The following is a 22,813-nucleotide window of genomic DNA, read 5'->3' on the forward strand; positions in this document are numbered from 1 at the left end:
CATGCACATCGATTTGGCGGGAATCACGAACCGCTTCGTCAGGTACGCCCAAGTGGATACGCGTTCGGATGCGCGTAGTACCACGGTCCCAACAACTGTGGGGCAGAAGCACTTAGCCGATATGATTCGCATTGATATGGTTACGCTCGGCTTGGTGGATATTGAAATGCACGATAACGGTTACGTGACAGCGACATTGCCGGCAAACCTGCCCGCGGGTACTCCGGAACCGGATCCAATCGGATGGATCGCGCACCTAGATACCGCTGATTTTCCAAGTGCGCACGTCAAGCCAGAGGTGCACCGCAGCTGGGACGGCAAGGCGATTGATCTCCCTGGCGTGCCGGGGATGAAGCTGGACCCCGAGGCGTTTCCGGCCCTGAAGAAACTGGTGGGCCAGACGATTATTACGACTGACGGCACAACGCTGCTCGGTGCGGATGACAAGGCCGGGATTGTTGGCGCCCTTTCCGCGGCGCACTACCTGACCCTGCACCCAAACCTGAAGCACGGCAAGATTCGCCTTGCGTTTGGTCCTGACGAGGAGATCGGGCGCGGAGCAACGCGCTTTGACGTCAAGCGTTTCGGCTGCAAGTTTGCCTACACCCTCGATAACGGTGATCCTGGCGACCTGGAGTACGAGACCTTTAACGCTGCACAGGCCAAAATTCACATCACCGGCAAGGCGGTGCACCCTGGTAACGCGAAGGGCAAGATGATCAACGCACTGACTGTCGCCCGGCGCATCGCCGCGGCACTACCTGAATCTGAAGTGCCAGAACAAACCTCTGGCTATGAGGGCTTTTACCTGTTGGACCAGCTGACGGGCAGCGTGGGTAGTGCGGACATGACCTACATCATCCGGGATTTTGACAGCGCCAAATTCAACTCCCGCTGCGCCAAGCTGGCGGCAATCGTGGAGAAGCTAAACGCGGAGCACGCGGCGGTGGCGATCGATTTGCAGATCACTAATCAGTACACTAACATGGGGCCGGCGCTGGAGAAGTACCCTTACCCACTCAAACTCGCCAAAGATGCGATTGCGGCGAGCGGGCTCACCGTGCGGACGATTCCGTTCCGGGGCGGGACTGACGGCGCCATCATCACGGCTAAAGGTATGCCCACCCCGAACCTGTTCAACGGTGGGGGTAACTTCCATGGACCATATGAGTACGTATCCGTTGAGGGAATCGGCAAACTAGCGGAGACACTGGTCAACATCGCGACACTTAATGTTACTGAAAATAGCAAGTAACCTTTGATAGTGGCAAAATCAAGCACATCGGACCTAGGCCTGATGTGCTTTTTGCGTGCGCACGCTAAGCTTGCATTACCTGATTGCTTAGGAGGAGTAGTTATGCGAACGTGGTTGCGGAGTAAGTGTGCTTGTAAGGCGTACCGGAGTTTGGTGCGGATGTTCTTGATCGTGGGTGTGCTCTGTTTGCTGGCGGGGTGGCGCGGCACAGGCATTGTTTGTTTACTGATCGGTAGCATTGGCGGCGGAATTGCGGTTTTAGACGTCTACCAGCGGCACTTGCTGAAGCAGCCGCGGCGGTAGGGGAGGCACAAGGCTGAATTGCGGGCGGCCAAATTTTGCGCGATAATAATGGTTAAACCTTACATAAGGAGGCAACATTATGCCCGCAATTTTTGTTCGGCCGGGCGTCAGCAGTGACGCTTCGGCAATTCTTGACGTGATCGCCGGTGCGCGCCAGTTCTTGGCCAGTCAACACATTGACCAGTGGCAGGGAAGTTACCCTGACGCCGCGGCGGTGGAAAGCGACATCGCCGCCGGCACCAACCGCGTGCTCACGGTCGACGGGGTGGTGACCGGCACGGCCAGCCTGATCACCGGGCCTGACCCCTTCTACAAGTTCATTGAAGGGCGCGGCTGGCAGAACCCGAATAGTAGTGATTACCACGCGATTCACCGCTTTGCCATTGGGGATGCCGGTCGCGGCCTGCACTTATCCCGCGTCTTCATGAGCAGTTTGTTGTCCGAATTGTACTTCCGGGGTGTGCGGGATGTGCGCATTGATACACATCCAGACAACCGCATCATGCAGCACGTCGTCAGCAGTAATGGTTTCCAGCCGGTGGGGACCGTTTACCTAGACGAACCCGTGCCAGAACGTTTTGCTTACCAACTGCTCATGCAGGAGCCAAAAGCGTGACGGAGCGGGGCAAACGGCCCAGCTTAGCCCTCGGGATCCTGCTGGGGACGCTCTCCGCGTTTGGGCCGCTGTCGATGGATCTGTACTTACCGGCACTACCAATGATGCAAACAAGTCTGCACACCAGTGCGGCACTGGCCCAGCTGACTATTACCGCGAGCCTGGTGGGGATGGCGGCCGGGCAGCTGATTTTCGGGCCGCTTTCGGACCGCTACGGCCGGCGCAAGCCCCTACTTGCGGGGCTGATTTTGTTTGCAGTTTGCTCACTGCTGATTGCTTGGCAGAGCAACATTTGGGTCTTGATCGGCTTGCGGGTACTGCAAGGCGTCGGCGGTAGTGCTGGGCAGGTCCTGTCTCGGTCCATTGCGCGTGACTTCTACAGTGGTGCCCAGCTGACGCGCTTCATGGCGCTCTTGATGGCAATCAACGGCATCTTTCCCATCATCTCGCCCAGCATTGGTAGCCTTGTCTTGATGGCGACCAGCTGGCGGGGGATTTTTGTCCTGCTGGCGTTGATTGGGGTGTTCTTGCTGCTGGCCAGCTGGTTCATGTTACCGGAGACCCTGCACGGTGCGGAGCGGAGCAGGGACCTCTTCCGAGCTTTCCGGGACATGGTTTTCCTGCTCAAGGACCGGGCGTTTATGACTTACGTGATTGCGCAGGGCTTTGCTTACGGGGCCTTGTTTTCCTACATTTCGGGGTCTAGTTTCGTCTACGAACGCTACTATGGTGTGCCCGTCTTATTGTTCTCAATTCTCTACGCTGTGAACGGTTTGGGCATCGTGGTGGGCACTAATGCGGTCGGGCGCTTGTCTGGGCGTTACTCCACGCAAAAGCTGATGGCGGTGGCCCTGATCGGTGGGGTAGCTGCTGGCGGCTGGCTCGTGATCAACGCGCTCACCGCGGATTCACTTCTTTTAATGATTATCGGGCTCATCCTGATGCAGGTTTTCTTCGGTGGGGTCAACGCGACCGCGACCAGTTTAGGCATGGATGCCGAACCGCAACGTGCCGGTGGGGCGAGTGCCCTGCTGGGATTGGGCAGTAACGCCATCGCCGGCCTAGCATCCCCGCTTGTCGGCCTGTTTGGTGCCCGTGATTCCTTGCCGATGGTCAGTTTGATCCTCGGCAGCAGCGTTCTGGCTTTAATTACCTTTACACTGGGGCTCAGACCAAAATGGCAGCGGACTTAGAAATTGGGCAAACAAAAGGGGCTACGGCGTGCCGCAGCCCTTAAGCTATTATTTATTATTCAGAATCTTGGGCGGACTTTTGCGTCGCGCGGACTGGTTCCAGCACCTTCACATCGAGTTGCGTGAGGAGCTGCTTGAGCGTCTGGATATCATCGGGGCCGAGTGCGAGTAACAGGGTGCTGAGACGCCCGTCCATGTTGGTCTCGATTTGCTTCTCGACCTGCTGGCCACTTCTCGTTAAGCTGAGTACGTGGCGGCGCCGGTCCTCATCGGCCACTTTTTGGCGCATGTAGTTGAGGCTGCGCAAGGTCCGCAACTGGCGGGCAATGGCAGGCTTGGTAACACCACGCAATTTCACCAATTCAGTGAGACTGGTTGCGTTTTTGTGTGCAACGTCGCGCATGATTTGGTATTGTTCAAAAGACACCTTGTACGGTGCAGTCGCTGCCTGCAGGATGGTGGTCATGTCTTTCATTGTTTTGAAATACACATCTGTGAATGAACTCATCAATTCTTTGTCTTCCATTCTGAGGTCCTCCAAACGTATTTTTTGACATTTGTGAATTAATTGTACAATATCCGGAGCGATTTGTGTTAGTTTATCGCACGTAATTAGAACTTACCCGGCATTTTGTTGGAACAGGAAGGTAAAATCAACATGAAGTTATGGATCAAACGGCACCGCTGGCTTAGTGCCGCGGCAGTATTAATCATTGTCCTTGGTGGAGCGTACGCTGGAGCCTGCGAGTATTTCTACCGGGTGGCTTTTGTCCCCAGCAGTAAGAGTTTTCTCAGCAGTAAGATGTCCAAGGACGAGCGGGCGGACCGCAAGTGGCTTGCTAGCGTGCGCAAGGAACAGTGGCACGAGCAGGCGGTGGGGCATGCGCAGTGGCGGTTGCGCGCGGATTACGTTCCTGCCGCTACGGCGACCAAGCAGACGGTGGTCGTTGCACATGGCTACATGAACACTAAGGAGGACATGGCCTCCTACATCCGCATGTTCCACAACGCGGGGTACAACGTGCTCGCGCCCGACGACCGGGGACACGGGCAGTCTGATGGTAACTATATTGGTTACGGTTGGCCGGACCGTAAGGATTACAGTCAGTGGATCAAGCAAGTTGTCCGGCGCAATGGGCAAACGAGTCGCATTGCTCTCTTCGGGGTATCAATGGGCGGTGCGACCGTAATGTACACGGCCGGTGAGCACTTACCACGGCAGGTGCGGGTCATCGTCGAGGATTGCGGCTACACCAGTGTGGCTGATGAATTGTCCTTCCAAGCGCGGAGCATGTACCACCTGCCAGCGAAGCCATTCGTACCGAGCGTTTTGTTCGTCGCCCGTTTGCACACGGGGGTGAACTACGCTGCGGCTAAAACGAGTAGCACCTTGAAGAACAACCACTTACCAACACTGTTCATTCATGGGGCCAAGGATAAGTTCGTGCCGACCGCAATGGCGCGGCGCAACTACAACGCCACGGCTGGATCCAAGCAGCTTTGGATCGTACCTGGTGCTGCCCACGCGGCTAGCCAGGGAACGCACCCGCGCGCTTACCAACGCCACGTGCTGAATTATCTGGCGGCGCACATGCATTAAACCCGTCCGTGCAAGGCAAGTGTAGGCAATATCCGGCTGGAGCGGTTTTGCAGACAGCCGGCTAAAGGAATTCGTAAGTTTTTAACAGGATTTGTAAATCGATAGTGCGATAATTGCTTAAAAACGGGCCTCAGCATCCAAGCTGGGGCCCGTTTTTGGTTGGTGCTAATTAGGGTGGGCAATTAAGTGTAGTGATTTTAGCACATTGTGAGGCGTACTGGGGTTACAGCTGAAACGTTGCCGGATGGGCATTTGCACCATACACTGGGAGACACAAACGGTCCCGACGCGCATTGCAGGCGTACGCAGTTGGGCAGGATTCCGGTAAAGGAGAAATAATCGTGAAAACAGCAATCGTAACTGACAGTGGCGCGTATTTAACGAAGACAGAAATTGCGGCGCTCGGGGTGCGCGTGGTGCCACTAACCGTGATTTTTGGTACGGAAGAATTGTTTGAAAATGAAACGATCACTAGTGGCGAATTCTACGCCCGGCTGCAAAATAGTAAAGACTTGCCGACGACAGCTCAGGCACCGCTCTACCGACTGGATGAAGCGTACCAGGCACTTGCAAAAGAGGGTTACGACGCGGTGCTCTCGATTCATCTCAGTGGTGCGCTCAGCGGGATGGTGGACAGTCTGCGGGCGTTCACCCGTGACTATGAACCAATCAAGGTCTACGTGTACGACAGTCGCAGCATCAGCACCGGGGAAGCCAACCAAGTGAAGCTAGCCGCCCGCATGCTCGCTGCCGGGGCAACGCCGCAAGAGGTAATGGTGACGCTCGCGGCTTACAACGAGCAGGTCAGTGTTAATTTTGTGGTCGATGACTTGCGGCACTTACTGCGGACGGGGCGGATCAGTAGTTCCACCGCGTTTTTGGGCAACATTTTGGCTATTAAGCCGGTGCTGGTGCTGAAGGATGGTGCCATCGTGCCCACCAGTAAGGAGCGGACGGCAAAGCGGGCACTGTTGCGGATTGCTAAGAACGCGGTGGCGGCCGCGGAGCAAATCAATGGTCCGGTGCGCTTCACCATTATTGATGCAAACAATACCGCTGGAGCCGCACTGATTCGCAATCACGTTGCCAGTGCGTTTGCGGGCGGTACGATAGAGCGTGGCGTGATTGGCCCCGCAATCGGTGTGCACACCGGCGCGGGCGTGGTCGGAATCTTCACAGCGCCGGATTGGGAAAGCTTTCCCATCAAGTAGAAGTTGTGGATAAAAAGTGGGCCGCACATAATTAGGCGCTCCGAATTGACTGACAATCATCGCGCCGGCCGTTTCACTGTCCATTTCACTACGGGCAGCAAGCTGCGCTAGTGAAAGTGGCGACTCCTGACCGTTCGTAACTATGGTGAGGAGTCGGCCACCTTCTCTTCGCTACGGATGTAGGAGAGTAAGCGGCAAGCCGCAAACTCTCCTAGCATGTAAACGTGGCCCACAACGCAGCTCCTTCCGCTTAGTCTAAAAATGGCTGTACTCCCAAGGTTCGGGAATACAGCCATTTTTCTACTAATGCTCAGGAGCTGACCGCATTGTGGTCCACTCTCCTTTTGCTTTATTCTTCTGGTTCTTCTTTTTCTGGTTCTTTCTTGCTCTTATTGGGCTCCGGATCAACGGTCACCGTGAACCACTTCACGAAGCCACGCTCGTAATCGCTGACCAAGAAGTGATAGCGCCCGAGGTCGATTTCGTCGCCTTGTTTGATTTCGGGATTAGATTCCATCATTGAACCGCCGACCGTGATGATGTCGGACTTTTCAAAATCAGGAATGTCATCGCGGAAGAAGCGCTCGAAATCGTACAGGGTGGTCTTACCGCTGACCTTAAAGACATTGTCCTTATCAGTCTTAAGAATGTATTCATCGGAGACATCATCGATTTCGTCCTTGACGGTCCCGAAGAGTTCTTCGTAAATGTCCTTATCAGTGACGATCCCGCTGGTACCACCGTACTCATCGGAGACAACCACGATTGGGGACTGGCTCTTGATCATCTTCTGCAAGATGGTCTGAATCGGGGTAACTTCGGGCACGGTGACGATGGCCCGCAGCACCTTGGACATCGGCAGGGAGTCATCGACTTGAGCCTGCCGGATGAGGTCGTAGACGTAGGTGTAACCAAGGATTTTGTCCTTATCCCGGTTAGCAACGACTGGAAAACGGCTAAAGCCTTCCTGCAGGTAGAGCCGAAGGACATCCTTCACGGTATCGTTGATGTCGACCACGATCAGTTGGGTGCGGTCCACCATGACGTCGCGCGCGGTCTTGTCGTTGAATTCGAAGGCCCGCTTCATGTAAACCACGTCATTTTGCTCCAACTGTCCAGTTGCGACCGCACTCTTGCTCAAACTTAGAATCTCGGCTTGCGAGAAGGCCTCACTATTTTCTTCAGCAGGTTTCATGCCGAATAGCCGCAGCACTGCCGTTGAGGAGTAGTTCAGGAACCAGACGAATGGGTAGAACAGTACGTGGAAGTAGTGCAGAGGGGTGACGATGAACATCAAGGTCTTGATGGAAAAGTCGATTGCGATGTTCTTCGGCACAATTTCGGTCAAAACAACTTCCAAGTAAGTCAGGATGACGATCCCTAGAACGGCCCCGATAATGTGCAAACCGCCATCAGGCAGCTGCAGGTGGACGAGCCCCAGCAGGTTGATGAGTAAGTATTGCGCAACGTCTTCACCAATCCACCCCATGATCAGCCCGGCGAGTGAAACCCCGATTTGGGTCGTGGAGAGATATTCATTTAAGTTGGTAACCATTTTGAGGGCTAAACGGATCTTTTTCTTGTTGCCCTCGCCCTTATCGAGCATATCTTCGAGTGCAGTTGGCCGGCTCTGAACGAGCGCAAACTCACTAGCCACGAAGAAAGCGGCGAATAAGAAGGTAACAACCATGACCAATAGATTAGAGGCAACTTGGCCACTATCCATAATTACAATTCCCCATTTCAAAAAATTAGTTTAGTGCCCATTTTAGCATGAAACCCACAGTGAGGCGAATCCAAATGTTGCATTATTGCTCCCTGTGCGTGGTATGCTATGGAAAACAAGCTTATTAAGGAGATCAAAATGCAAATTGACCTAATGCAACACAGCGACAATCTGGGCTACAGCCAGATTGCGGCTTGGGCAGACCAAGCGGGCGTTGACCTGCGTGAATACCGGCCGGACTTGGGTGACGACATCGCCACCATCAATCCCGCTAAGGTTGACGGGCTGATCGTTCTTGGTGGCCCGCAAAGCGTGAACGACGAAGAAAGTTGGCTTGCCGCCGAACGGATCATCATTCGGAGTCTTGGCAAAATGCAGCGGCCGGTGCTCGGCATCGGTTTTGGTGCCCAGCAGATCGTGCGCGCGTTTGGTGCGGCCGTGCTGCCGCTAATGGTACCAACCCACGGCCCCGTGCAGCTGCACGATAGCCAGGGAGGCGATGATTTTACCGCTGTCACTTGGAATGACGAAACTATTAGTGAGCTGCCCGGAGCACAGACACTCTTTATAGCGGCAGACGGGCACCCGGCCGGTTTCGCCTATCACGACAACATTGTCGGCCTGCAATTTCACCCCGAACTCACGGGGTCAGACCTGCAGACGTTCTATGCAGCGCAGCGGGAGCCCGCACCTCAGTTTAACAGTGCTGCAGCGACGCGTAAACTGAACAGTATTTTGACTGAACTGTTCAGTTAGTCATGCAAGCGCTGGGAGCCAATGCGGCTACGGGTCAGGACGTGCATTGCGGCACCGCTGGGTAGCGGTTTGGCCTCGGCTTCGCGCCAACTGCCAGGGCGGCGATCAGCATCGTAAATTGCTTCGGTGAGCTGCCCAATGCTGCTGGCGTCACCGCAGAGAATAATGCTGCCGTGGCCGTGCCGGAACAGGCGGGGCAGGCGGCTGAGCTGGTCGATGTTGCTCGGCTTGACGGCAGTCACCAAAATGAGCGTGTACTGGCCACCGATAATTGACCACCTAGATTCGGGCATGAGCCGGTAACGCAGGCGGGATGAGCTCGCCATTTTGCGGGCACTCATAATTGCGGGACTGCTGGCATCAACTCCTTGTACCGTCAGGGCGCCGGCAACGACCGCGGTGCGGCAGAGCCAGCCATCACCGCAGCCTAAAACAAGTAGGCGTTCGCCACTGAGGTTGGGTAGCTGCGCGGCAATGGCCGCCCAGTCCGCGGTCGGAGCGGCGTGGGGCTGCTGCCCCTTCAGTTCGACCCCGGCGACTGGGGGGTAAACATTCGGCATAAATAGTAACTTCCTTTCTTAAACTTAATCAGAAACTACAAAGCGCTGGCAGCCACAAAATGGTTCCCAGCGCTTTTGCATTAATTGGCAAAAAGTAATTGGACTTCTTTGCGCTTCGTATCGATATTAACGCTGACGTGGCGGTTCAAATCGGCCACGATATTACGGGCGACACCGAGTTTGTCCTCCAGGTTAAACGCGTGCATGTCGGCAGCGAAAACCGTGAAATCATAATTCTCGGCAATGAAAGCCGCATCGGTCACGAAGGCCAAATTGTTTTGGTCGTGCCGGCTACCCGGACGCAGCACTGATTCAATGTAGGCATATAATTTGCTTGCTGGATAGTGGGGGGCCCGGTCGGCTTTAATGACCAGTTGGTAGTCTGGTTCATCGTCAATCATGTTGGTGTTAATGGTGATCTGGGTTAGTGCTTGGTAAAGTTTCATAACCGTCGGGTCCTTTCGTGGTCAATTATACTAGGTAAATGCGCTGCAGATCCGTGACTTGCTCGTCAGACAGATTCAGTGCTTCGTGCAAGTAATTGCGCATACTCCCGTAGTTGTGGTCGATCGTGGTCAGCGCGGAGTCCAAGTAGTCTTCCTTAACTGTCCACAAGTCAGTGATGCTTTGCTCCAGGTTGGCGTTTGCACCTTGTTTTTGCACGCTACTGAGGATCTGGCGCAATGGCTCCTGAATGTAGTCGTTAGCGGCGATGTAGTCCTGCTTGATGGTGGCCATATTCACGCCGAGTGCGGACATCAGGTAAACTGCGCCCATCCCCGTGCGGTCCTTACCGGCAGAGCAGTGGAAAAGTAGTGCCTGACCGTCGTCCGGATTGCTCAACAGGAGGTCAAAGAACTGGCGGTAAGCCTTTTGGGCGTCGTCTTGCAGCACCATGTCGGCATAAGTCTGCAACATGTTTTTGTAACCACCACGCGGGTCCGCAGCGAACTGTTTGAACTCTTCCTCGCGTGTTTTGGAGACCTGCGTTTCATCAGTTGGGAAGACGGGGAAAGAATAATAGGAAGCTCCGTGCGGCACGCGGTCGGGGGCCGCCTTCTTTTCGTCGGCAGACCGGAAGTCGACGTCAAAACGCACGCCGTAATCACTCAGAAAGTGCACGTCGCGGTCGCTCAGCTCATCGAGCTTGCCCGAGCGAATAAGCTTGTGCTTCTTGATTGTGTGCATCCCCGCGCCGGGATAGCCGCCCATGTCGCGGAAATTGAAGCCATGATGGATGTTAAGTAGCATAGGTTCCACGCTGATTACCGTCACTTTTTTTGGATTTGCGGCCAGTCCGCCGCATTTATTAATTCTATTGTATAACAGCTGGCGAAGGTGTGTACGCGCCAAATGCAAAAGTGGCGGCGAGAATGGGAAAATGTTTGATTGTTGAGGGCGGAGCGGGGAAGTTAAGGCGAAGTAGGCTACGGTGCCGAGTTGAGCTCCGCGGGGCAGAAGCTTGCGCTTTGCACACTCCGGAAGTAATGCCAAAAACCGGCATTTCTCCCGGAGTACGCAAATGCTCAGCTTCTAAGCGCCCCGCTGCGCATCCTAGGCTACGGTGCCGAGTTGAGCTCCGCGGGGCAGAAGCCTGCGCTTTGCACACTCCGGAAGCAATGCCAAAGCCCAGGCATTCCTCCCGGAGTACGCAAATGCTCAGCTTCTGAGCGCCCCGCTGCGCATCCTAGGCTACGGTGCCGAGTCGAGCTGCACGGAGCAGAAGCTTGTGCTTTGCACACTCCAGAAGTAATGCCAAAAACCGGCATTTCTTCTGGAGTACGCAAATGCTCAGCTTCTGAGCGCTCCGTTCCGCTCTGTATACAAAAAGCGCCGCCACCTTAAGTGACAGCGCCAGCTGTTGATAATTACTGACTAATCTTGCTTGTATTCCTTTTTGCTGAGCAACAAGCCGGAAACGAATGCGCCGATCAAGTGCTTGTCTTGGTCTGAAACCAGTTTGCCGTTGAAGCTTAGGTCTGTGTCTGGTGAGATGACATCTTCGATCCGGATGCTGTTGCTGAGGTCTTCCTCAGGGGCAGCTTCTTCTTTTGGTGCGTACTTGTCTGGGTAGGCAAGTGCTAACAATTCTACAGGTTCAATGCTGTAATATTCGGCGAGCTTCCGAACACTGCGTTCACTGGGAGTCGTCTGTTCATTTTCCCACTTTGTGAAACTTGCTGGAGATGTATGCGTTGCCTTAGCAACTTCAACAATTGATTCGCCCCGGTTTTTACGGATCCGGCGAAGTGCTGCACCAATTTCATTTGCCATAAAAAACACCACATTTCATAAATTATTTAAGACCACGACGTGTAATCTTTCTTTCACACATAATGTAACCACATAAGTCAAAAAAAGCAAGCGTTTTTGACGATAAATAGATATAAGTTTATTACAATTTTGCTTTGAATACGGTTATTCATATTGTCGGGGGATATGGCCAATCACGGTGGGGGTGGTTTGTAAAAAAACAGCGCGTTCATGATGAACGAAAGCGCTTAACACCGCGGCTAATGACCATTACCTGTCAAAATTAGCGTTTACAAAAAGCGACAATATAACCGTTTCCACTTGTATTTGGACCGGCACGGCCGTATGCTTGAATAAACACAAGCAAGGGAGTTGACTGGTATGGAACAAGAATATGAGCGTTTGTTGGTCCCTGTAGATGGCTCAACTGAGGCGGAACTAGCTTTTCAGAAGGCAATCAAGGTTGCTCTGAGTAATCACGCGCGCATCGATATTCTGAACGTGCTCGACACGAAGCAGTTTATCGGCAGCTACGGTGGAATGATTTCCGGGGATGCGATTTATCAACTTACCCAAGACTCTCAGGAATATCTTGAAGGCTTGCAGAAGAAGGCGGTTGACGCCGGCGTCAAGGATGTTGCCATTCACGTTCGTTTCGGGAACCCGAAGAACGTTATAGCTACGGACTTTCCACATGAATACCACACCGATTTGATCATGATCGGTTCGACTGGTTTGAACGCAATCGAGCGGGTACTGGTTGGCAGCGTTACTGAGTACGTCAACCGGACGGCACCATGCGACGTTTTGATCGTTAAGACCGAATAGCTTGCCCTGTTAGTTCACTTTACGCGCAGCGGCTGATAGCATCCACGGACACCTACAGTTGGTGGTCGGGGGTGCTATTTTTGCGTCTGGAGCAAGTCAGCCCTGCAAAATCTTTGGTGAGTGCGTAATCTATAGTGCAGCGATGTAAATTATTATTACTTGGAGGTAAGAATGATGAAAACCATTCCCGGTACATCACCAGATTTTTGGGCCAACCAAAACGCACTGTTGAACGAATACTACCAAACTGATTGGGGTCACCCTAAGCACAGTGAACGGGAAGTATTTGAACTACTAGTTATGGAGCAGTTCTCCGCGGGGCTGAATTGGCTGATGATTCTGAGCCGGCGGGACCAGCTGCGGCGGGCGTTTGCGGATTACGACCTGCCAACGCTTGCCGCCTGGACGGACGCTGATCAGGAACGGGCACTGCAGGCTGACGGGATGATCAAAAACCACATGAAGATTGCTGCCGTGCCGAACAACGCCCGCGTGGCACTGGCACTGCGCCCTGAGTTCAAAAACTTGGCTGATTACGTGTGGAGCTTCACAGAGGGTGAGCAGATCATTCACGCGCCAGCGTCAGCGGCGGAAACGCCAACCCAGGACGAGTTGTCGCAGCGGGTGGCAAAGGACATGAAAAAGCGCGGTTTTAAGTTCGTGGGGCCGGTGATTGTGTATAATTACCTTCAGGCCTGCGGAGTAATTGACGACCACATCGTTACCCCAGATTAAGCGGCCACAGCTCACTGAGCTGGAGGGGAGAAGTTTGGGGTGCGCAAAAAGCGGTATTTTGGCATCATGCTGGCGGCAGTTGCGTCAGCGTTCTGGGGAATTTCGGGTCCGGCTAGTGAATATTTGTTTGACCACGGGGTGACCGTTGGCTGGCTTATTAGCGCCAAAATGTTGATTGCCGGCGTGGTCCTGTGTCTCTACTGCTTGTTGCGGGACTGGCGGGGTTTCTTCGCGCTTTGGCGTAGTCCGAAGGCGGTGGTGCACATGCTGATTTTCGTGATTTTCGGCATGGTAACCATGCAATACATTTATTTCAAGGCGGTTGCCGTTGCTAATGCCGCAACAGCGACCGTATTACAATATCTTTCGCCAGTACTGATTCTGATTTGGGTGGCTTTTGCCAGCCGGACTTGGCCGCGACGCAGCGACATTGTCATCATCGCGCTGGCGATGATGGGGACGGTGCTGGTCGTTACCAAGGGCCAGATCACCACACTGGCCATCACCCCGACTGCCTTGTTCTGGGGCTTGATGTCTGGCGTTGCGGCCGCGGCGTACACCCTGCTCCCCCGCTGGCTACTAGCCAACTATTCGGGAACAGCGGTGACTGCGTGGGCGATGCTTCTTGGCGGCCTCGCGCTGAATATTAAGCAACCCGCGTGGCGGCACGTTCCGCCAATGGACTGGCGCATGCAGCTGTGCTGGGCTTTCGTACTGATTTTCGGTACCCTGCTGGCCTACTCCATGTATCTGGGCAGTTTGAACTACATTGCGCCGACCGCTGCCAGCCTGCTGGACGCTTTTGAGCCACTCGGTGCGGTCGTGACGGGCGTTTTGTTCCTGCACCTCAAGCTGGGCTTCTGGGAAATCATCGGTTCACTGGTGATTCTCGCCACCGTTGCGCTGATGACCCTGAACACGCCTAAGAGTCCTAGCGAGCGGAAGGATGCCGATTAGCTGAATTTTGGCGCTGTGGGTGGTTCGTGCTACAATTACTACTGAATTGCGCACCGCGCACGGACCGCAGTAGTGGTTCGCATAAGCAAGCTAAAAGATAATGACGGGCATTGTGCCCACGCAGGAGGATGCAATGGATCAATTCGGGATTAGTACTCTGGCCGACTGGCTTGAGGAGCAGACGGACGCTTTACTAAAGAAGCAGACCATTTTGGAACTAAACAAGGTGTATGCGGCGATTGACTACCTGAAGGTGCTCAAGAACCCGGCGGCAGCATATCCGGAGATGACTGAGGAGACCTACCTGCAGTCCGAATCCGACAAGACACTGAGCTTGCTCAACGACAAGCAGCAGCTGTCTAAGCTGGAGGACCGGATCATGGTTAACCATGTTGATGGTTCGATCAGTGGTGACAAAATCAAGTTTAACTTCAACCACGACACGCCATACGTTGACGGCAAATACCGCCCGCGGAAGGATCTCGAAATCCTGAAGTTCGGTCTGGAAGTTGTTGGTGCCGTTGCCGCAACGGGCCATGAAGATGCGGTTCAGTCCGCACTCACACCCGATTCAGTGGTCAGCCTCGTGCTGGCGGCACACGCACTGCACGCTTGGCAGTTAGCATAATAATGATTCAGAAGTCGCCTGCGCTGCAGGCGGCTTTTTATTTTTGCAAAACGGACTAAAACATTACCGGACCGGTGATGGAAGCTGTTACAATTAAACTAAATACGTAATTATGGGGGAAAAGATTATGCGAATGGTTGACCTAATCGCCAAGAAACGTGATGGCGGCGCACTGCGCAAAGAAGAAATAAATTGGATGATCACCGAGTACGTTGCCGGCACGATCCCGGACTACCAGATGAGTGCCTTCCTCATGGCGGTGTACTTCAAGGGAATGGCGGACGACGAGATGGCCAATTTTGCCGCGGCGATGTTGCATTCAGGTACGGTTCTGGACCTGTCCGCCATTCCGGGGACGAAAATTGATAAGCATAGCACCGGTGGCATTGGCGACAAAATCAGCCTCGTGCTCGCACCGGTCATGGCTGCGCTCGGCGTGAACGTGCCAATGATCAGTGGCCGCGGCCTCGGTTTTACCGGGGGGACGCTCGACAAGCTGGAGTCAATCCCTGGCTTCAACGTGAACCTGTCTACGGAGCAGTTCATCAAACAGGTCCAAGAGCACCACGAGGCCATCATTTCCGCCAATGATGACGTAGCACCTGCTGACAAGCGCTTGTACGCCCTGCGCGATGTTACCGCCACGGTGGAGTCCATCCCACTGATTGCGGGTTCGATCATGAGCAAAAAGATCAGTTCGGGCATTGATGCCTTAGTTTTGGACGTGAAGGTGGGTAACGGGGCCTTCATGAAGACGCAGGCGGACGGGGAGAAACTGGCTAAAGCGCTTGTCAGCATCGGTGAAGCCAATGGTGTGAAGTGTAAGGCGGTTCTCAGCGACATGGATCAGCCACTGGGCATCACGGTTGGCAACGCACTAGAGGTTGCCGAAACGGTGGCCACTTTGAACGGCCGCGGCCCCAAGGATGTGCACGAACTGACTGTTGCCCTGGCCGCCCAGATGCTGGTTTTGGCCGGCAAGACTGACAGTTTGGAAACAGCGGCAAGTCTCGCCGGAGATGTGCTGCGCGATGGTCGGGCCAAGCGGGCGTTCAAGCAGTTGATCACTGACCAGGGCGGGGATGCTAGCATCGTGGACAACCCAATGCTGCTGCCCAAAGCCGCCCACCGCTATCAGGTCAAGGCGACCACTAGTGGCTTCGTTACCGCAATCAATGCGCAGGCGCTCGGTACTGCGGCGATGCAGCTCGGTGCCGGCCGGGCCAAGGCGGGCGACAAGCTCGACATGGCTGCCGGGTTGGTGCTACACAAGAAGATCGGCACCCCAGTTACCGCGGGCGATACGCTAGTCACGCTTCACAGCAACAAGCCTGAGAATGACAAAATCAATGCGGCGGTCCAGGCGGCGTTCACCATCGGTAGCGACAAGCCAGAGAAGCCGAAACTGATCCGCGGGTTGGTTGGATGAGTCGGGCGCGGGATTACGGGCTCTTGGTCCGGCCCAGCAGCAAACGCTATTTAGACCAAGTTGCCGCGGCAATGGCCCCGACATTGAGCCATTATCCGATCAAAATTGCGGTCATCACGGACACCCATGACAAGTTTCGGCCGGCAATGACCTACTATGGACCAACCGGATTGATGCACGTCAGTGAGCAATCGTACCTGGCCCAATTAGTGGGGGCAGATCTGCGGGTGCACCTGGGCGACGCAATCGATGGTTCGGAGCGCCCAATGCTGGGCCGCATGCGGCTAGCATTAATGAGCGGTACCCTCGCGACTGGGCCCGGTGAGTTTATGCTCGCCAAGGGTAACCACGATGACAACGACAAATTTGCCGAAGCCCGTGGTGGCAGGGGTGCGTTTATGCCCGCCGAGTATGATGCCCTGGTGCAGCCAGCACTTGCTCTGCAGGAAGGAATCCATACCGCCGCTGGGGGAGTCCAGTACCGTGATTATGATCGGCTGCGGGTGATTATTTTGAATACCAGTGACAACGCAGTGCACCGGCATCGGGGCCGCAAAGTTCCGGATGAAAAGCGGCAGCTAGCTGTCCGTGAACCGCAGCTGCGGGCACTGGCGAAAATTCTTGCTGGGGCTGGACCGCGCGACATTTTACTGCTGGGGCACGCGCCGGCGCTGCGTCCTGGCGGCAGGGTAGGCCTCACCCACGGAGCGGAGGCTGTGCAAGGCCTGCTCGAAGCGTTTCGTGCCCGGCACAAGGGGCGTCTAGTTTTGCCTGAACCAGCAGATAGTGACTATGCTGGCAGCGTTGACTATGACTTCACCCAGGTGCGGGGCCGGTTTAGCGCCTATCTTGCCGGTCACTGGCACACTGAGGCTCAGTATCAGGTTCGGGGCGTTAATTATACGCTGCTGAACTGCAGCGCGCTGATGGGTCCTTACCACCTCATCACGACGGACTACAATCGCGCTTGGCACCGGCGCCTCGGCACCAGTACTGAGAGTGCCGGGTATATACTTGGCCTTGATCCGCGCCGCCACCGTTTAGCAATCTTGGGCTACGGGGCGACGAGCCGGGTAAGAATTATCAACTACTGACGCGGGATGGCCCCGAATCTTTTGCAAATTTGTAATATTAAAAAAGCAATAAGCGGGTAAAAAGCCCTTGTCAAGTAAGCGCATTCATGGCATACTATAGTCAAGGTTAAGGAAGCGCTACCAAGCATCTTGATAGCCAATAACCTCTCAACAGTTCCACACGTTTTAACGAATCATAGTACCAAAGAATTACAGCACCAAAGTAACAACGAACCATGAGCATCAAGTATCAGCATTAAGTTCACTGACCACGGACTGCGGTGGTTTAGCGAGCGGCACGACTAAGTGAGCAGGTTCCAGCACCAATATGATTTGTGACCCTATACGTCAGTAGAACGATTCACCAAGTTAGTTAGTAGTTTGCTAGTGTAGAGCTTCACGGGTCCTTGTGTCGGGCTAGTGAAGACGACCGGATACAGCCGCCTCGGATGGCGGTGACGTGACGAATGTGTTTGGTGGTTTCCGATAGTAGTACCCACCTGAACTCCAGAGAATCGGTGGTGGGTGTAGGTGATAAGGCTACTAGGCACGAACATTCGTTAGTAAATTAGAACCAATGTTGTAAAGTCGTTGAAGGATTCAAAACTTGATTGATTTAGCACATTGTGTAGAACGAATGAGTTAGAACATTGACGATTGAAGTACCGATACGGTAGGGCACAGCATAGATAAAAGGTATCGAGCAAAGTTTCAGAAGGGATTTGGTTCCGATGCCCAAAGTTGCTTAGCATTTAAGAAGAAGTTGAAGATTGTGCCGAAGGGAGCAGATAGCCGTTAAATTAACGAGCGTATCGACTCGGCAAATGCCGAGTGACTTTACGAAAATGCTCCGCAGCCTTTCCAGCTAGTAAATCGGGCCGAGCCTATTGGCAGCCCAACAACGCCAAGTTATCTGGCGACAGCGGTACTGCGGAAGCAGTGAAGCAACGCAAAGATCCAGGTAAGTTGCAACACACAAATGAATATCTTGTTAGAGGTGTAGAATATCCAGTTTAATCAGACAGTGCTCATCAAGATGCGAGCAGACTTAACCTAAACATTCCGGGATTGAGAGGCCTGGGATGTTTTTTTGTGGCCACAGGGCGAAGGCCCGCGGTCAGAAGCTGAGGATTAACGGACTCTGGGCAAAATGCCTGGGCTTTAGGCATTTGGACCAGAGTGTGTTAACCGCAAGCTTCTGCGGGCCGTAGCTCGACTCGGCACCGGCTGCTAGAATGTTTGTGGCTTTATTCCACACCATTCGCTAGAACGTTCCTGCACTTTGGCATTTGGACTGGAGTGTGCAAAGCACAAGCTTCTGCCCCGCGTAGCTCTCCTCGGCTTCTCTTAATGCAGTTCATCCGCGTATCCACCTAGTCGTTCCCTACAGTTCGTATTTGCAAAACCCGGACGAATATTTCCTAAATTTTGCAGTCCGAGCTGATGCGCAAGACTCGCTTTGCTCCCGCCGTTTGGCTTAAACCAAGGCCATCACCCGCGTCACGACAATGGTTATGGCCCCGAACGGAATGGCCGTTTACTTGCGTGATAATTTGCGTTTTCAGCAGCTGTGGTATACTGTCACCTGTGCGAAACAAACGATATAAAGCGAGGAGACTGCAGATGGCAGATTTGCCAGACTTTACCCCGATTCTACTCGGGAGCGATATGAACGTATACGGAATGGCACGCTCATTCCATGAAATTACCGGCCGCGCGGTTGATATCTACGCGCGCCTACAGCTCGCACCAACACGATTTTCTAAGATTGTGAATGTGCACTTAATTAAGGACTTTGACTCCGATCCCGCCTTCATCGAGGCAATGCGCGAGATTGCTAAGAAATATGCTGGCACTAAGCAGAAGGTAATTCTGGTTGCTTGTGGTGATGGTTATGCTGAACTGATTGCTAAGCACAAGGATGAGCTCAGTGAGACTTTTGTGTGCCCATACGTGGACTACAAGTTACTCAAGCGGCTCAACAGCAAGGAAAGCTTCTACCAGGTTTGTGATGAGTACGACTTGCCTTACCCGAAGACGAAGATCATCACGCGGGCGATGTATGAGAGCGGCGTGTCGATCACACCACCGTTCCCATTCCCAGTTGCTCTGAAGCCAACCAACTCAGTTGAATGGCTCAACATTCATTTTGAAGGGCGCAAAAAGGCCTTCACCATCCACTCCCAAGTGGAACTGAACACGGTGATCGGCAAAATCTACGACAATGGTTACACCAGCGACTTGATTCTCCAAGACTTCGTGCCTGGGGATGATAGCCACATGCGGGTGCTCAATGCGTACGTCGACAAGAACCATCACGTCAAAATGATGTGCTTGGGTCACCCATTGCTGGAGGACCCAACGCCAGCAGCCATTGGGAATTATGTTGCCATCCTGCCGGAATACAATCAGGATCTCTATGACAAGATGAAGAAGTTCTTGGAGGACATTCAGTTCACGGGCTTCGCTAACTTTGACATGAAGTTTGACGAACGTGACCAGACCTTCAAACTCTTCGAAATCAACATTCGGCAGGGGCGGAGCAGCTTCTTTGTTACCCTCAACGGTTACAATTTGGCCAGCTGGCTAGTTAAGGATTACGTGACCGACGAACTTGACGCTGCCGACACTGTCTTTGGCAACAAGGACGAGAGCAAAGCAAAGTTGTGGCTTGGGGTGCCGAAGCGGATCTTCAAGAATTACGCTAAGGACAACGAGTACAAACAGCGGGCCCTGCAGCTGATTGACGAGGGCCGTGTTGCAACGACCGTTTTCTACAAGCAGGATATGAGTCTGAAGCGGTGGGCATTACTAGAATACATGTTCTATAATTACTACGGACGTTATAAGCGCTACTTTGCGGAAAACAAGGGCGATAATTAAGATTGCCCACGGGAGGAATTAGTAATGACAACTGAAGAAGATTTTGAAGTTGAAACAATGCACTTCAAGCGTTTGTTGCTTGCGGTGGACGATGATGACGATGAATCCAGTCAGCGTGCCTTTAATTACGCTTGCACTTTAGCTAAGATTTACGGGATTCCTCTCGGGATTGTGTCAGTCCTCGAAACTGGGGACATGAACATCTACCAGTCACTGTCACCGGACATTGTTGCCGACCGGCGCGCTGACATCTCTAAGCACTTGAACACTTACGTCGATAAGGCCAAAGCGTTTGGGGTGATCGATGCGGAGCCGATTATCGGTGAGGGCCGGCCCGCGCGGGTCATCCTAGATGAGGTTGTGCCGAGCTTCAAGCCCGATTTGATCATCGTGGGTTCCCACGAAAACAGCCACCACCGGCTTGGTAGTGTCGCCTCTGAAGTTGCACGCTACGCTAATCCAAGTGTAATTATCGTCAGGTAGAGTGTTCCACTGCAAAATAAAGACCGCCGTGCATTCGAATTGATGAATGTACGGCGGCCTTTTTTTAATCCTGATTTTCTTTTTCTGGGGCGTTGATAACGATGTCGGGTACTTTTCGTGGTGGTTGTGCCGCCAGGTGGTTAGTGACGGACACCAGCGTGGGAATAGGTGTTTTGAAATCCTCCTTGATCCAGGCAATGGTGACGGCGTACAGACCCGAGGTGACAAAATGCTTCCAGTACTCGGCGTACGGGCCCGTGAACCAAGGCTGCCGGATGTACTCACTGAAGAAGTTACCAACCGTCTGGACGAAAGGTTCATAGAAGGCGTTGTCGCCGGCTGCCTTGATGGTGATACTGAAGCGTTCGGCGTGATCGTGGATGTATTCGAAGTATACAGGCGTTAGCCGTTCAGCCGTCAGTGGGTCCAGTTCGCTAATGCGGCCCACGATTTTGCTCAACTCAATGGTGAAGTAGTCGTTCAGAACGTCCTCTTTGGTCTTGTAATTGCGGTAGAAACCCATTCGCGAAATTCCGGAACGTTCTGCAATCGCACTGATGGTGATGCTACTGAGTGGTTCATCCGCCATGAGCAGGAATAGCGCTTCTTGGATGCATTCACGGCTCAGTGCTTGCTGGCTTCGGGTATATGCTGTCCCCAATGTGCTCGCTCCTTTGCTTGAGATTACAGTAGAGCCCACCGACGGCAAAAGTCGCGGCGGGCTCTAGGACGCGCCACTTACATAATTAAAGGATATGCCAATAATTACGTGGTGGCGAAAAAAATCCGATATTATTTAATTTTTTTGGCGATGAAGATTGGCCGGTGCTTGACCTCAACAAAAATTTTGGCAATGTACCGCCCCAAGATACCGACCGCCAGCAACTGCAGGCCGCCGATCATCAGGAAAACTGAGACCAGTGACGGCCAGCCCGGGGTGGGGTCGCCGAAAATTGCGGCGCGAATGACAATGAAAAGTAGTGCCAGTGCTGCCGCAACGAAACTAACGACGCCGAGCCAAGAAACGATGTTTAGGGGCGCGTCGGAAAAATCAACGATGCCGTCAATCGAGTAACGCAGCAGGCTCCAGAAACTCCAACTACTCTTGCCGTGCTGGCGTTCCACGTTCGTGTAGGGAAGGTACTTGGTTTTGAAGCCGACCCAACCGAAGATACCCTTGCTGAAGCGGTTGTTTTCCGACATGGCGAGGACCGCATCAACGACCTGCTGGGTCATAATGCGGAAATCGCGGGCGCCTGGTACGATCGGGGTCGAACTGATCCGGTTAATAATGCGGTAGAACATGTTGGAGAAGAAAGACCGAATCGGGGGCTCACCGGTGCGGTCGGTCCGCGCAGCGCCGACCATGTCGTAGCCACTTTCGATGCCAGCGAGCATATCGGGAATCATTGCGGGCGGATCTTGCAAGTCCGCGTCCATTACCGCGTACAGGTCAGCTTTAGCAGTCGACAGACCAGCGTACATTCCGGCCTCCTTGCCGAAGGACCGGGACATGTCGATGTAGTGAACATCCGGGTCGCTCGTTTGCAGTTTTTGCACTTCGGCGAGGGTGCCATCGGTGGAGCCATCGTTGATGAACCAAGTGATCAGCTTATAGTTCGGTAACTTGGCAAAAGTATCAACGAGCGCTTGGTGAATCAGTGGGACGTTTTCTTCCTCGTTGTGACTAGGAATGACGATTGCGACAGATTTCATGTTGTGCTATTCCCCCTTGGAAGATGGTTTAACAAAGATCAATTTGCTGAAAATGTAATTGGAAATAATGACGATGACTTGGGTGCCGATTTTGACGATAATCATTGGTAGCTGCAGTACACTGATGCCGAGGAACATGAGTCCATCATCCAAAAGCAGTGAGACCCCGCGCAGTGCGAAGAATTCAACTAATTCAATGATAAAGGCTTTGCGTGATGTGTATGCAGAGCGAAAGACGATCTGCTTGTTCGTGAAGAAGGCAAACACAACGCTGGCGAACCAGGCAATGGTGTTGGCGATAAGGTAGTTAACACCCAGAAATTTAAAGATATAGAAAACGACAAAGTTAATCGCCGTCGTGAGCAAACCGATGATGACGTAGCGAATGAACATCCCGTATTTGCTGAGGAGTTGCTTTATGTTCATGGATAATGCTCCTTCGATTTTGACATGCACCCGAATTATACCACGAGGCGGCGGCTATACACGGTTTAGATATTGAGGGCGGTTGGGGGACACAGCGGCCGTGATGGGTGTAGTTCTTAATTTGTAAAGATTGGTATAGATTTACTGACCGACCAGAGGAAGGCGTAAAGCTAACCGATATG

General features: G+C 53.4%; 24 protein-coding genes. 15 read left to right on the forward strand and 9 right to left on the reverse strand.

The genetic code is table 11. From position 1 onward, the window contains the following. The first annotated feature begins 1 nt into the window (after nucleotide 1). The 4 genes from pepT to GN107_RS07250 all read left to right on the forward strand — a co-directional run bounded on the left by pepT (nucleotide 2) and on the right by GN107_RS07250 (nucleotide 3,367). Nucleotides 2–1,255: a peptidase T gene (gene pepT, locus GN107_RS07235; RefSeq protein ID WP_155287049.1), complete on the forward strand. Its 1,254-nt coding sequence runs from the start codon at nucleotides 2–4 to the stop codon at nucleotides 1,253–1,255. Nucleotides 1,256–1,357: 102 nt separating this feature from the next. Beyond that, nucleotides 1,358–1,558 (forward strand): hypothetical protein, encoded by a 201-nt coding sequence (locus GN107_RS07240; RefSeq protein ID WP_155287050.1) that lies wholly within the window; start codon nucleotides 1,358–1,360, stop codon nucleotides 1,556–1,558. A gap of 79 nt (nucleotides 1,559–1,637) precedes the next feature. Beyond that, complete coding sequence (locus GN107_RS07245) at nucleotides 1,638–2,174, forward strand: GNAT family N-acetyltransferase (protein WP_155287051.1); 537 nt, start codon at nucleotides 1,638–1,640, stop codon at nucleotides 2,172–2,174. Then, on the forward strand, nucleotides 2,171–3,367 hold the full coding sequence (locus tag GN107_RS07250; RefSeq protein WP_155287052.1) for a multidrug effflux MFS transporter: 1,197 nt from the start codon (nucleotides 2,171–2,173) through the stop codon (nucleotides 3,365–3,367). Before GN107_RS07245 ends, GN107_RS07250 begins: the two co-directional genes overlap by 4 nt. A 55-nt stretch (nucleotides 3,368–3,422) precedes the next feature. On the opposite strand, the gene GN107_RS07255 is transcribed toward GN107_RS07250, so the two are convergent. Then, the gene (locus GN107_RS07255; RefSeq protein WP_155287053.1) at nucleotides 3,423–3,893 is read right to left on the reverse strand and encodes a MarR family winged helix-turn-helix transcriptional regulator; all 471 of its coding nucleotides are present in this window, start codon (nucleotides 3,891–3,893) and stop codon (nucleotides 3,423–3,425) included. Nucleotides 3,894–4,037: 144 nt separating this feature from the next. Between GN107_RS07255 and GN107_RS07260 the strand changes: the two genes are divergently transcribed. Both GN107_RS07260 and GN107_RS07265 read left to right on the forward strand, forming a co-directional pair. Further along, on the forward strand, nucleotides 4,038–4,967 hold the full coding sequence (locus GN107_RS07260; protein ID WP_371863482.1) for an alpha/beta hydrolase: 930 nt from the start codon (nucleotides 4,038–4,040) through the stop codon (nucleotides 4,965–4,967). Nucleotides 4,968–5,308: 341 nt separating this feature from the next. Next, entirely contained in the window at nucleotides 5,309–6,178 is an 870-nt protein-coding gene (locus GN107_RS07265) for a DegV family protein (protein ID WP_196246279.1), read from the forward strand. 349 nt (nucleotides 6,179–6,527) lie between these two features. Here GN107_RS07265 and GN107_RS07270 read toward each other — a convergent pair whose 3' ends face one another. Beyond that, nucleotides 6,528–7,904 carry a hemolysin family protein gene (locus GN107_RS07270; protein WP_155287056.1) on the reverse strand — a complete coding sequence of 459 codons (1,377 nt, stop codon included), beginning with the start codon at nucleotides 7,902–7,904 and terminating at the stop codon, nucleotides 6,528–6,530. A gap of 138 nt (nucleotides 7,905–8,042) precedes the next feature. On the opposite strand from GN107_RS07270, the gene GN107_RS07275 reads away from it, so the two are divergent. Next, on the forward strand, nucleotides 8,043–8,660 hold the full coding sequence (locus tag GN107_RS07275) for a type 1 glutamine amidotransferase (protein ID WP_196246280.1): 618 nt from the start codon (nucleotides 8,043–8,045) through the stop codon (nucleotides 8,658–8,660). Here the strand turns inward: GN107_RS07275 and GN107_RS07280 are convergent. The 4 genes from GN107_RS07280 to GN107_RS07295 all read right to left on the reverse strand — a co-directional run bounded on the left by GN107_RS07280 (nucleotide 8,657) and on the right by GN107_RS07295 (nucleotide 11,494). After that, on the reverse strand, nucleotides 8,657–9,220 hold the full coding sequence (locus GN107_RS07280) for a class I SAM-dependent methyltransferase (protein ID WP_155287058.1): 564 nt from the start codon (nucleotides 9,218–9,220) through the stop codon (nucleotides 8,657–8,659). The genes GN107_RS07275 and GN107_RS07280 overlap by 4 nt on opposite strands. Before the next feature lie 80 nt (nucleotides 9,221–9,300). Further along, nucleotides 9,301–9,666, reverse strand: coding sequence for a hypothetical protein (locus tag GN107_RS07285; RefSeq protein WP_155287059.1), 366 nt, complete (start codon nucleotides 9,664–9,666; stop codon nucleotides 9,301–9,303). Nucleotides 9,667–9,691: 25 nt separating this feature from the next. Continuing rightward, nucleotides 9,692–10,480, reverse strand: coding sequence for a tyrosine-protein phosphatase (locus GN107_RS07290; protein ID WP_155287060.1), 789 nt, complete (start codon nucleotides 10,478–10,480; stop codon nucleotides 9,692–9,694). A gap of 615 nt (nucleotides 10,481–11,095) precedes the next feature. Continuing rightward, nucleotides 11,096–11,494: a helix-turn-helix domain-containing protein gene (locus GN107_RS07295; RefSeq protein WP_155287061.1), complete on the reverse strand. Its 399-nt coding sequence runs from the start codon at nucleotides 11,492–11,494 to the stop codon at nucleotides 11,096–11,098. A 360-nt stretch (nucleotides 11,495–11,854) separates the two neighbouring features. Between GN107_RS07295 and GN107_RS07300 the strand changes: the two genes are divergently transcribed. From GN107_RS07300 to GN107_RS07335, 8 genes are all read left to right on the forward strand, one after another. Continuing rightward, nucleotides 11,855–12,301 carry a universal stress protein gene (locus tag GN107_RS07300; RefSeq protein WP_155287062.1) on the forward strand — a complete coding sequence of 149 codons (447 nt, stop codon included), beginning with the start codon at nucleotides 11,855–11,857 and terminating at the stop codon, nucleotides 12,299–12,301. A 171-nt stretch (nucleotides 12,302–12,472) separates the two neighbouring features. Next, nucleotides 12,473–13,036, forward strand: coding sequence for a DNA-3-methyladenine glycosylase I (locus tag GN107_RS07305; RefSeq protein ID WP_155287063.1), 564 nt, complete (start codon nucleotides 12,473–12,475; stop codon nucleotides 13,034–13,036). 39 nt (nucleotides 13,037–13,075) lie between these two features. Beyond that, the gene (locus GN107_RS07310) at nucleotides 13,076–13,993 is read left to right on the forward strand and encodes a DMT family transporter (protein ID WP_155287064.1); all 918 of its coding nucleotides are present in this window, start codon (nucleotides 13,076–13,078) and stop codon (nucleotides 13,991–13,993) included. A gap of 133 nt (nucleotides 13,994–14,126) precedes the next feature. Further along, nucleotides 14,127–14,621 (forward strand): hypothetical protein, encoded by a 495-nt coding sequence (locus tag GN107_RS07315; RefSeq protein ID WP_155287065.1) that lies wholly within the window; start codon nucleotides 14,127–14,129, stop codon nucleotides 14,619–14,621. Between the two features lie 127 nt (nucleotides 14,622–14,748). Continuing rightward, the gene (locus tag GN107_RS07320; protein ID WP_155287066.1) at nucleotides 14,749–16,050 is read left to right on the forward strand and encodes a pyrimidine-nucleoside phosphorylase; all 1,302 of its coding nucleotides are present in this window, start codon (nucleotides 14,749–14,751) and stop codon (nucleotides 16,048–16,050) included. After that, complete coding sequence (locus tag GN107_RS07325) at nucleotides 16,047–17,144, forward strand: metallophosphoesterase family protein (RefSeq protein WP_155287067.1); 1,098 nt, start codon at nucleotides 16,047–16,049, stop codon at nucleotides 17,142–17,144. The genes GN107_RS07320 and GN107_RS07325 overlap by 4 nt, the downstream gene beginning before the upstream one ends. Before the next feature lie 1,602 nt (nucleotides 17,145–18,746). Next, the gene (locus GN107_RS07330) at nucleotides 18,747–20,006 is read left to right on the forward strand and encodes a carboxylate--amine ligase (protein WP_155287068.1); all 1,260 of its coding nucleotides are present in this window, start codon (nucleotides 18,747–18,749) and stop codon (nucleotides 20,004–20,006) included. Nucleotides 20,007–20,030: 24 nt separating this feature from the next. Further along, nucleotides 20,031–20,489 carry a universal stress protein gene (locus tag GN107_RS07335; RefSeq protein WP_155287069.1) on the forward strand — a complete coding sequence of 153 codons (459 nt, stop codon included), beginning with the start codon at nucleotides 20,031–20,033 and terminating at the stop codon, nucleotides 20,487–20,489. A 64-nt stretch (nucleotides 20,490–20,553) separates the two neighbouring features. On the opposite strand, the gene GN107_RS07340 is transcribed toward GN107_RS07335, so the two are convergent. The 3 genes from GN107_RS07340 to GN107_RS07350 all read right to left on the reverse strand — a co-directional run bounded on the left by GN107_RS07340 (nucleotide 20,554) and on the right by GN107_RS07350 (nucleotide 22,631). After that, entirely contained in the window at nucleotides 20,554–21,150 is a 597-nt protein-coding gene (locus GN107_RS07340) for a TetR/AcrR family transcriptional regulator (protein WP_155287070.1), read from the reverse strand. Between the two features lie 131 nt (nucleotides 21,151–21,281). After that, the gene (locus GN107_RS07345) at nucleotides 21,282–22,205 is read right to left on the reverse strand and encodes a glycosyltransferase family 2 protein (protein ID WP_155287071.1); all 924 of its coding nucleotides are present in this window, start codon (nucleotides 22,203–22,205) and stop codon (nucleotides 21,282–21,284) included. 6 nt (nucleotides 22,206–22,211) lie between these two features. After that, nucleotides 22,212–22,631 carry a GtrA family protein gene (locus GN107_RS07350; protein WP_230678571.1) on the reverse strand — a complete coding sequence of 140 codons (420 nt, stop codon included), beginning with the start codon at nucleotides 22,629–22,631 and terminating at the stop codon, nucleotides 22,212–22,214. Nucleotides 22,632–22,813 lie beyond the last annotated feature (182 nt).

The sequence above is a fragment of the Lacticaseibacillus zhaodongensis genome, from assembly GCF_009687905.1.
In the GTDB taxonomy this organism is placed as follows: Bacteria; Bacillota; Bacilli; order Lactobacillales; family Lactobacillaceae; genus Lacticaseibacillus; species Lacticaseibacillus zhaodongensis.